A 10,455-nucleotide genomic window follows, 5' to 3' on the forward strand; every position below is an offset into this window, starting at 1 on the left:
CCGTCGGCGGCCGCCAGGCCGTAGGCGCTGCCGCCGGCCAGCAGCACCGCGTCGACGTATCGCACGGTGTTGGCGGGATCGAGCAGATCGGTCTCGCGGGTGCCGGGGGCGCCGCCGCGGCAATCGACCGCACCGACGGTCCCCGGCGGGGTCAGCACGACGGTCACCCCGCAGGCCCAGCCCGCGCCCAACGCGGCGTCGGGGTCGAGCCGGTGATGGTGGCCGACGCGAATGCCGCCCACGTCGGTGATGGCGTTCATCCGCAGGCCGACGTCATCGCGACCCCATGAGGACCAGCACCAGGTACTCCTGCAAGACGGTCAGCCATTGGTAGACGTCGAAGTGCACTGCCAGCGGGTGGTCGGGTGGCAGGCGTTCCGGGCCGTCGGGCCCGACGTCGAGCATGACTCCCAGGGTGAGCCGAATGTCGTTGACGGCCCCCACCCAGGCGTTCGCGTCGTCCTCGGTCAGCTGGAACCGGCCGCCCTCGGGCGGGACGGTGTCCAACAAGCGTTGCGCCGCACCGCGTTTGGCGTTGACGATCTCGGGCTCGTGCAGGCTGCGCAGTGCCGCGTTGAGGCTCTGGGCGGCCTCCGGCCCCGACGGGTCGGACTCGTCGGGATGGAAGAAGTCCGGCAACAGGCGACGCAGCGTCGGGTCCTTCGGCGGCTCGGCGTTGCCGGTCTTGATGCCGGTGATCTCCTCGAGTTCGTCTGCGGGAGCTGAGGATTCACGCTCGTCGAGCAGGCCGATCATCGCGGTGGCGAGGTTCTTGAGCAGGGCGGCCTCGTGCGACGCCAGCGCCGACCGGAACTGCGAGCCGGTGGCGGTGTCGACGCGCTTCCATTTGCGCACAGCAGCTCAGCGGTCCTGCTGCATCGTCGCCCACAATCCGGCGGCATGCAGCTTGGACACGTCGACTTCCATGGACTCCCGGCTACCGGCGGACACCACCGCCTTGCCCTCGTTGTGCACCTGCAACATCAGCTTGGTGGCGTGCGGCTCGCTGTAGCCGAACAACTTCTGGAAGACATACGTCACGTAGGTCATCAGGTTGACCGGGTCGTCCCAGACGATCGTCACCCAGGGACTGGCCGTGACGTCCGCCGGAGCCGACTCCTGTTGACTGCCCGGCTTCGACTTGGGCTCGGTGGGCGCTGACGCAGCAACCATGGGCTACACGATACCGAGCGGTGGACAACGTTACCGAGCCGCCGAGCGCGGCCGATACCGTTAGGGAATGACTGACTCCGTCGTCACCGGGCTGCTGACGGACCGATACGAGCTGACGATGCTGGCGGCGGCGCGCAAAGACGGCACCGCCACGCGCCGCACCACCTTCGAATTGTTCGCGCGACGGCTACCCGCCGGCCGCCGTTACGGGGTGGTCGCCGGCACCGGGCGACTGCTCGAAGCGTTACCGCACTTCACCTTCGACGACGCGGCGTGCGAATCGCTGAGCCGGTTCCTGGACCCGGACACCCTGGCCTACCTGCGCGAGTTCCGCTTCACCGGCGACATCGACGGGTACGCCGAAGGCGAGTTGTACTTCCCCAACTCCCCCGTGCTGTCGGTGACCGGGACGTTCGCCGAATGCGTGGTGCTGGAGACCCTGGCGCTGTCGATCTTCAACCACGACACGGCGGTCGCCTCCGCCGCGGCGCGCATGGTCAGCGCGGCCCGCGAACGCCCCGTCATGGACATGGGCTCGCGGCGGACGCACGAGCAGGCGGCCGTCGCGGCCGCCCGCGCCGCCTACCTCGCCGGCTTCGCCGCGACGTCGAACCTGCAAGCCCAGCGGCGCTACGGCATACCCACCGAGGGCACCTCCGCGCACGCGTTCACGATGCTGCACGCGACCGCGCACGACTCCACCGAGGCGTCCGAACTCGCCGCGTTCCGGGCGCAGGTCGACGCCCTCGGCGCGGGCACCACGCTGCTGGTGGACACCTACGACGTGACCACCGGGGTGGCCAACGCCGTCGCGGCCGCGGGCCCGGCGCTGGGGGCGGTGCGCATCGACTCCGGGGAGCTCGGGGTGCTGGCCCGCCAGGTGCGCGAGCAGCTCGACGGGCTGGGCGCCGGGCAGACCCGCATCGTGGTCTCCGGGGACCTCGACGAATTCTCCATCGCCGCGTTGGGGGCGGAGCCCGTCGACAGTTACGGCGTGGGCACGTCGCTGGTGACCGGTTCGGGCGCGCCCACGGCGAACATGGTCTACAAGCTGGTCGAGGTCGACGGGTTGCCGGTGCAAAAGCGCAGCAGCCACAAGGAATCTCACGGCGGGCGCAAAGAGGCGCTGCGCCTGTCCCGCGACTCCGGCACCATCCTCGAGGAGCTGGTGCACCCGGCCGGGCGCCGGCCCGAGGTCACCGGCGCGTCCCGGGTGCTGACCGTGCCCCTGGTGCGCGACGGACAGCGGGTGGCCGAACCGGACCTGGCCGCCGCGCGCGAGCTGGTAGCTTGCGGGCTGCGCAGCCTGCCGTGGGAGGGCCTGAACCTCTCCCACGGCGAGCCCGCGATCCCCACGACCCAGATCCCGGCCGGCCGGCCCTAGCCACCGCCTGACAAGCAGCGAAGGGGTAAGCCACGTCCGACGTGTCCGTGCCCGAGTTGCTGGCCGCCGCCGTGGCCGCGCTGGGCGGCAGCGAGCGCGGCGGGCAGCAGCAGATGGCCGCCGCGGTGGCCCGCGCGTTCGACACCGGCGAGCACCTGGTGGTGCAGGCCGGCACCGGCACCGGCAAGTCGTTGGCCTACCTGGTGCCCGCCGTCGCCCGCGCCCTCGACGACGAATGCCCCGTGGTGGTGTCGACGGCCACGATCGCGCTGCAGCGCCAGCTCGTCGACCGCGACCTGCCGCGGCTCGTCGAAGCGCTCGCCGGCGCGTTGCCGCGCAGACCGACGTTCGCCCTGCTCAAGGGGCGACGAAACTACCTGTGCTTGAACAAGATTCACAACGGCGGCGGTGATGACCCGGCGGACGGCGGCCGCCCACAAGAGGAGCTGTTCGACCCCATGGCGGCCACGGCGCTGGGCCGCGACGTGCAACGACTCACCGCCTGGGCGGCCAACACCGAATCGGGTGACCGCGACGACCTGAAGCCGGGCGTCCCCGACCGGTCCTGGTCGCAGGTCAGCGTGTCCGCGCGGGAATGCGTCGGCGTGGCGCGCTGCCCGTTCGGCACGGAATGCTTCTCGGAGCGGGCCAGGGCCGAGGCCGGGCGCGCGGACGTCGTCGTGACCAACCACGCGTTGTTGGCCATCGACGCGGTCAGCGAGTCGGCCGTGCTCCCCGAGCACGCGCTGCTGGTGGTCGACGAAGCGCACGAGCTGGTGGACCGGGTCACCTCGGTGGCGACCGCCGAACTGACGCCCGCGACGCTCGGGGTCGCGGCCCGGCGCCTGGGCCGGCTGGTGGATCCCGAACTGCTGTCGCGGCTGGAAGCCTCAACGGCCACCTTCGCCGCGGCGATCCACGACGCCGCCCCCGGGCGGATCGACTACCTGGGCGACGAGCTGGCGACGTACCTGACGTCGCTGCGCGACGCGGCGAGCGCGGCCCGTTCCGCGATCGACACCGCCGCCGGCGACGCCGGGGCCGCCTCCGCACGCTCCGAAGCGGCCGCGGCTCTGAGCGAGATCTCGGACACCGCGGCGCGCGTGCTGGCGTCGTTCGGGCCGGCCATCGCCGACCGCACCGACGTGGTTTGGCTGGACCACGAGGACAACCGGGGTGCGTCCCGCCCGGTGCTGCGGGTGGCGCCGCTGTCGGTCGCCGGCCTGCTGCGCGAGCGGGTGTTCGGGCGGTCCACCACGGTGCTGACCTCGGCGACACTGACGATCGGTGGGTCGTTCGACGCGATGGCGGGCGCCTGGGGCCTGACCGGGGCCGACGTCGAGGTCCCGTGGCGCGGCCTCGACGTCGGCTCCCCCTTCGAGCACGCCAAGGCAGGCATCCTTTACGTGGCCGCGCACCTGCCGCCGCCGGGCCGCGACGGCACCGGCTCGGCCGAGCAGCTCGCCGAAATCGCCGAACTCGTCGCGGCCGCCGACGGGCGCACCCTGGGCCTGTTCTCGTCGATGCGGGCCGCCCGCGCGGCCGCGGAAGCCATGCGCGCGCGGCTGGCCACGCCGGTGTTGTGCCAGGGCGACGACAGCACGTCGGCGCTCGTCGAGCAGTTCAGCGCCGACCCCCAGACCTCGCTGTTCGGCACCCTGTCGCTGTGGCAGGGCGTGGACGTCCCGGGCCCCTCGTTGTCGCTGGTGGTGATCGACCGGATTCCGTTCCCGCGCCCCGACGACCCGCTGCTGGGCGCGCGGCAGCGGGCGGTCGCGGCACGCGGTGGCAACGGTTTCATGGCGGTCGCGGCGAGCCACGCCGCGCTGCTGCTGGCGCAGGGGTCCGGACGCCTGCTGCGCCGCGTCACCGACCGCGGGGTGGTCGCCGTGCTGGATTCCCGGATGGTGACCGCCCGCTACGGGGAGTACCTGCGCGCGTCCCTGCCGCCGTTCTGGCAGACGACCAACCCGGAGCAGGTCCGGGCCGCGCTGCAACGGCTGCGCGCCGCGTCGGAAGGCTTGTCCGCCTGAGGGTTTCGGCTAGCGCGCCAGCGTGACCAGGCCGAGCTCGTTGCTCGCGGCGAGCATCGGGTGGCGCGGCAGCACCCGCACCGTGTACCCGACCGCCCCCGCGAGCGGCAACGGCGTCGTGGTGGAGAACACCTGGTTGCCGCCCTCGGCGGTGCCGGTGTAGGACATCTCCACGGTGACCGGGTTGAGCAGCGCGTCGCTGCCGTCCACCCGGCCCACCACGGCCTGCACGGTGACCTCGTCGGGGGCCAGCCCGGCCAGCGCCACGGTGGCGGTCAGCGTCAGCTTGGAGCCCAGCACCGGGCTGTCCGGCAGGCCGGTGCTGTCGACGTCGGACACGACGATCTTGGGCCACGCCTCCTCGGCCCGGCGGCGGTAGGCGGCCACCTCCCGCGCGGCGCCGAATTCGCCGCTACCCGCGTCGTCTTCGGCGGGCGCGATCGTCGCGCGCAGCGACTGCGCCGCCGGCAGGTAGTACCGCTCGACGTAGTCACGCACCATCCGCGACGCCAGCACCTTGGGGCCCAGGGTTTGCACGGTGTGGCGCACCATCTCGATCCACCGCGGCGGCACCCCGTGCTCGTCACGCTCGTAGAACTTCGGCGCCACGGCCTGCTCCAGCAGGCCGTAGAGGGCGCTGGACTCCAGGTCGTCACGCCGGGCCTCGTCGGCCACGCCGTCGGCGGACGGTATCTCCCAACCGTTTTCGCCGTCGTACCATTCGTCCCACCAGCCGTTGCGGATCGACAGGTTCAGGCCGCCGTTGAGCGCGCTCTTCATTCCCGACGTGCCGCAGGCCTCCAGCGGCCGCAGCGGGTTGTTCAGCCAGACGTCGCAGCCCCAGTACAGCAGCCGCGCCATGGACATGTCGTAGTCGGGCAGGAAGGCGATGCGGTGCCGCACCTGCGGCCGGTCGGCGAAGCGCACCACCTGCTGGATCAGCGCCTTGCCGCCGTCGTCGGCGGGGTGCGACTTCCCCGCGACGATCAGCTGAATGGGCCGCTCCTCGTCGAGCAGCAACTGCTCGAGCCGGTTGGGGTCGCGCAGCATCAGCGTCAGCCGCTTGTAGGTGGGCACCCGGCGGGCAAAGCCGATGGTCAACACGTTCGGGTCGAAAGCCGTTGCGATCCAACTCAATTCGGCGTCCGAAGCGCCGCGCTCCAGCCAGGAGCGGCGCAGCCGCCGCCGGACGTCGTCGACCAGCAGCGACCGCAGCTGCGAGCGGATCCACCACAGGTGCCCGGCGTCGACCTGCTTGAGCCGCAGCCAGACACCGGGATCGGAGAACGAGTCCGACCCGACCAGCTCCTGGCCCAGCTGCAGCCATTGCGGCGCCGCCCAGGTGCGCGCGTGCACGCCGTTGGTGATCGACCCGATCGGCACCTCGTCGGCGTCGAATCCCGGCCACAGCTCGTTGAACATCTCCCGGCTGACGCGCCCGTGCAGCGACGAGACGCCGTTGGCCCGCTGCGCGAGCCGCAGGCCCATGTGCGCCATGTTGAACTTGGTCGGGTCGTCCTCGGCGCCGAGCGCCAGGATGCGCTCGGTGGGCACCCCGGGCAGCAGCGACGGGACGGCCGCGTCCCGGGCGCCGGCACCGGCCGCGGCGTCGCGCGCCTGGGGGCGCCCGTCGAGATAGAGGCGCACCATGTCGAGGGGGAACCGGTCGATGCCGGCCGGCACCGGGGTATGGGTGGTGAACACCGTGCCGGCGCGGACCGCCGTCAGCGCCGTGTCGAAGTCCAGACCCGCGTCGGTCATGTACTCGCGGATGCGCTCGGCGCCCAAGAAGCCGGCGTGCCCCTCGTTCATGTGGAACACCTCGGGCGCGGGCCGGCCCTCGATGGCGGTGAACGCCCGAATCGCGCGGACCCCGCCGACGCCGGCCAGGATCTCCTGGCGCAGCCGGTGCTCCTGGTCGCCGCCGTACAGGCGGTCGGTGACGCCGCGCAGGTCGTGCTCGTTTTCCGGGACGTCGGAGTCGAGCAGCAGCAACGGCACCCTGCCCACCTGGGCGATCCAGATCCGGGCGCGCAATTGCGCGGCGTCGGGCAGCGTCAGCTCCACCAGCGCGGGCTCCCCGGCGGCGTCGGTGAGCAGGCGCAAGGGCAGGCCCTGCGGATCCAGCGACGGGTAGGTCTCGTTCTGCCAGCCGTCGCCGGTCAGCGACTGCCGGAAGTAACCGGACCGGTAATACAGGCCCACCGCGATCAGCGGGACTCCCAGGTCCGAGGCGGACTTCAGGTGGTCGCCGGCCAGGATTCCCAGGCCGCCCGAGTAGTTCGGCAGCACCTCGGCGACGCCGAACTCCATCGAGAAGTAGGCGATCGCGGTCGGCATCGGCTGGCCGTTTTCCTGCTGCTGCTGGTACCACAGCGGCCGGCTCAGGTAGTCGTCGAGGTCGGCGGCCAGCGAGTCGAGTCGGCCGAGGAACGCCTCGTCGAGCGCCAGGTCGTCGAGGCGGGCCGGGTTGACCGCTCCCAGCAACGCCACCGGGTCGCAACCGCAGCGCTGCCACAGCTGCGGGTCGATGGTGGCGAACAGGTCTTGGGTCGGCCTGTCCCAGGACCAGCGCAGGTTGGTCGACAGCTGATCCAGCGCGGTCAGACGCTCGGGGAGGTGAGCACGGACGGTGAACCGGCGGAGTGCTTTCACGCATCCCTACCTTACTGACGATCGCTGCCCACGCACGACGGCCGCGGACGGGGCTTTTGCCCCGCTTTCCGGTCGCGCGTGTGACCGGACCCTAGGGTGGGTAGTGAGTAGTGAGTGGGGCTGCAAAGTTGCTTCCCCAGAGAGAAAGTTCCCCACGACAGGAAGTTTCCCGACGAGCGGCAACCGCGCGGAGCGCGCCGCGGGCCGCACACAATCGGAACGGAGTGGTGGTGCCCGGTCGTGTCGAGATCGATAATGTCCAGCCCGTCGTGTCGTGCGGCGGCTATCCCGCCAAGGCGGTGGTCGGCGAGGTCGTCCCGGTCAGCGCCGCGGTGTGGCGCGAGGGCCACGAGGCCGTCGCCGCAACGCTGGTGGTGCGCTACCTGGGGCCTGCCTACCCCCAGGTAGCCGAGACCCGTCGCGTCAAAGCGGTTCAGGCGCCGACGAAGCCGATCGCCGAGCTCGACGGCAAGGCCGAACAGCAGCGGGTCAAGCCGCTGCTGCTGCCCATGACCCTGGGCGCCGAGCCGTACGTCTTCAACGGGCAGTTCTCGCCCGACCGCGTCGGGCTGTGGACGTTCCGGGTGGACGGGTGGGGCGACCCGATCGAGTCCTGGCGGCACGGATTGCACGCCAAACTGGACGCCGGCCAGGGCGAGTCGGAGCTGTCCAACGACCTGCTGGTCGGAGCCGCGCTGTTCGAGCGCGCCGCCACGGGCGTGCCGCGCGCGCAGCGCGACCCGGTGCTGGCGGCCGCCGAGGCGCTGCGTACCCCAGGCGATCCCGCGACGCGTTCGGCGTTGGCGTTGTCGCCCGAGGTCGAGCAGATCCTGGCGAGCTTCCCCCTGCGCGATCTGCTCACCCGCGGTGAGCAGTACGGCGTCTGGGTGGACCGGCCCCTCGCGCGGTTCGGCTCGTGGTACGAGTTCTTTCCGCGGTCCACCGGCGGCTGGGACGCCGACGGCAACCCCGTGCACGGCACCTTCGCCACCGCGACCGCGGCGCTGCCCCGCATCGCGGCGATGGGCTTCGACGTGGTCTACCTGCCGCCGATCCACCCCATCGGCAAGGTGCACCGCAAGGGCCGCAACAACAATCCGACCGCCGCACCCGGCGACGTGGGGTCGCCGTGGGCGATCGGCAGCGACGAGGGCGGCCACGACGCGGTCCACCCGGACCTGGGGACGATCGAGGATTTCGACGCGTTCGTCGCCGCGACGCGCGACCTGGGCATGGAGGTGGCGCTGGACTTGGCGCTGCAGTGCGCGCCCGACCACCCGTGGGCGCGTGATCACCGCAACTGGTTCACCGAACTGCCCGACGGGACCATCGCCTACGCGGAGAACCCGCCGAAGAAGTACCAGGACATCTATCCGCTCAACTTCGACAACGACCCGGCCGGCCTCTACGACGAGGTGCTGCGGGTGGTACGGCACTGGATGGACCACGGCGTCAAGATCTTTCGGGTCGACAACCCGCACACCAAGCCACCGAACTTCTGGGCCTGGCTGATCGCGCAGGTGAAGTCGATCGATCCCGACGTCCTGTTCCTCTCCGAGGCCTTCACGCCGCCGGCGCGCCAGTACGGGTTGGCCAAACTCGGCTTCACGCAGTCCTACAGCTACTTCACCTGGCGGACGGCCAAGCGGGAGCTCATCGAGTTCGGCGAGGCCATCGCCGAAGCGGCGGACTTCCGGCGCCCGAATCTGTTCGTCAACACCCCCGACATCCTGCACGCGATCCTGCAGCACAACGGCCCCGGCATGTTTGCGATCCGGGCGGTGCTGGCGGCGACCATGGGCCCGGCGTGGGGCGTGTATTCGGGCTACGAGCTGTTCGAGCACCGCGCTGTGCGGGAGGGCAGCGAGGAGTACCTGGACTCCGAGAAGTACGAGCTGCGGCCCCGCGACTTCGAGGGTGCGCTGGCGCAGGGACGCTCGCTGGAGCCGTTCCTCACGCAGCTCAACGGGATTCGCCGCCTCCACCCCGCGCTGCAGCAGCTGCGCACCATCCATTTCCACAGCGTCGACAACGACGCGCTGCTGGCCTACAGCAAGTTCGATCCGGTGACCGGCGACTGCGTGCTGGTGGTCGTGACGCTCAACGCGTACGGGCCCGAGGAGGCGACGCTGTTTTTGGACATGGCGGCATTGGGTATGGAGCCCTATGAGCGCTTTTGGGTGCGCGACGAGATCACCGGTCAAGAATTCCAGTGGGGCCAGAACAACTACGTGCGCCTCGATCCGGCGCAGGCGGTCGCCCACGTCATCAACATGCCGCTCGTGCCTGCAGATTCGCGCATGAAGCTGCTCCGTAGGCCACCGAACGGACCGGAGGGACTGTGAAATGAGCCAAGCCGACCAACTCGCCCAGACGAACCTGGCGCCCGACCCGGCCGATGTGGCCCGCCTGGTGTCCGGCACCCACTACAACCCGCACGGCGTGCTGGGGGCCCACGAATACGGCGACCACACCGTGATCCGCGCCTTCCGCCCGCACGCGGCGGAGGTCGTCGCGCTGGTCGGCGACGAGCGCTTCCCGCTGCAGCACGTCGATTCTGGCCTGTTCGCGGTGGCGCTGCCGTTCGTCAACCTCATCGACTACCGGTTGCAGATCACCTACGAGGGCGCCGAGCCCTACGTCGTCGCCGATGCATACCGGTTTCTGCCCACGCTGGGTGAGGTCGACCTGTTCCTGTTCGGCGAGGGCCGCCACGAGCGACTGTGGGAAGTCCTTGGCGCGCATCCGCGTTCGTTCACGACCGCCGATGGCGTGGTCGACGGCGTGTCGTTCGCCGTATGGGCGCCCAACGCCAAGGGCGTCAGCCTGATCGGCGAGTTCAACGGGTGGACCGGCAACGAGGCACCCATGCGGTCGCTCGGATCCTCCGGTGTGTGGGAGCTATTCTGGCCTGGCTTCCCCGTCGGCGGGCTGTACAAGTTCCGCGTGCACGGGGCCGACGACGTGGTCACCGAGCGGGCCGACCCGATGGCGTTCGCCACCGAGGTGCCGCCGCACACCGCGTCGCGAGTCACCCGCAGCGACTACACGTGGCAGGACGGCGACTGGATGACCCAGCGCGCCGGCCGGAACCCGGTTTTCGAGCCGATGAGCACCTACGAAGTGCACCTGGGCTCGTGGCGTCCCGGCCTCAACTACCGCCAGCTGGCCGATGAACTGGTCAATTACGTTGTCGAGCAAGGGTTTACC

At 71.0% G+C, this 10,455-nt stretch carries 7 protein-coding genes and 1 pseudogene; 4 read left to right on the forward strand and 4 right to left on the reverse strand.

Features of this window, described 5'->3' with window-relative positions; genetic code table 11:
• The 3 genes from A5714_RS13245 to clpS all read right to left on the reverse strand — a co-directional run.
• Positions 1-260 (reverse strand): P1 family peptidase (locus tag A5714_RS13245; protein WP_197513679.1); only part of this gene is annotated, 260 nt, incomplete at its 3' end.
• Positions 261-273: 13 nt separating this feature from the next.
• The gene (locus A5714_RS13250; protein ID WP_068285779.1) at positions 274-855 is read right to left on the reverse strand and encodes a DUF2017 domain-containing protein; all 582 of its coding nucleotides are present in this window, start codon (positions 853-855) and stop codon (positions 274-276) included.
• A gap of 6 nt (positions 856-861) precedes the next feature.
• Positions 862-1,173: an ATP-dependent Clp protease adapter ClpS gene (gene clpS / locus A5714_RS13255; protein WP_068073081.1), complete on the reverse strand. Its 312-nt coding sequence runs from the start codon at positions 1,171-1,173 to the stop codon at positions 862-864.
• A gap of 67 nt (positions 1,174-1,240) precedes the next feature.
• On the opposite strand from clpS, the gene A5714_RS13260 reads away from it, so the two are divergent.
• Both A5714_RS13260 and A5714_RS13265 read left to right on the forward strand, forming a co-directional pair.
• A complete protein-coding gene (locus tag A5714_RS13260) occupies positions 1,241-2,557 on the forward strand; it encodes a nicotinate phosphoribosyltransferase (RefSeq protein WP_068285780.1) in 1,317 nt (438 codons plus the stop codon).
• A 41-nt stretch (positions 2,558-2,598) separates the two neighbouring features.
• The gene (locus A5714_RS13265) at positions 2,599-4,590 is read left to right on the forward strand and encodes an ATP-dependent DNA helicase (RefSeq protein WP_156747303.1); all 1,992 of its coding nucleotides are present in this window, start codon (positions 2,599-2,601) and stop codon (positions 4,588-4,590) included.
• Positions 4,591-4,599: 9 nt separating this feature from the next.
• Here A5714_RS13265 and glgP read toward each other — a convergent pair whose 3' ends face one another.
• Positions 4,600-7,245, reverse strand: coding sequence for an alpha-glucan family phosphorylase (gene glgP / locus A5714_RS13270; protein ID WP_068285782.1), 2,646 nt, complete (start codon positions 7,243-7,245; stop codon positions 4,600-4,602).
• A 230-nt stretch (positions 7,246-7,475) separates the two neighbouring features.
• Here glgP and A5714_RS13275 point away from each other — a divergent pair, with 230 nt between their 5' ends.
• Both A5714_RS13275 and A5714_RS13280 read left to right on the forward strand, forming a co-directional pair.
• Positions 7,476-9,590, forward strand: a complete 2,115-nt coding sequence (locus tag A5714_RS13275) for an alpha-1,4-glucan--maltose-1-phosphate maltosyltransferase (protein ID WP_231975884.1) — start codon at positions 7,476-7,478, stop codon at positions 9,588-9,590.
• Between the two features lies 1 nt (position 9,591).
• Positions 9,592-10,455: pseudogene (locus tag A5714_RS13280) on the forward strand (1,4-alpha-glucan branching enzyme); the annotation flags it as partial.

The sequence above is a fragment of the Mycobacterium sp. E2462 genome (genome assembly GCF_001672685.1).
Classification (GTDB): domain Bacteria; phylum Actinomycetota; class Actinomycetes; order Mycobacteriales; family Mycobacteriaceae; genus Mycobacterium.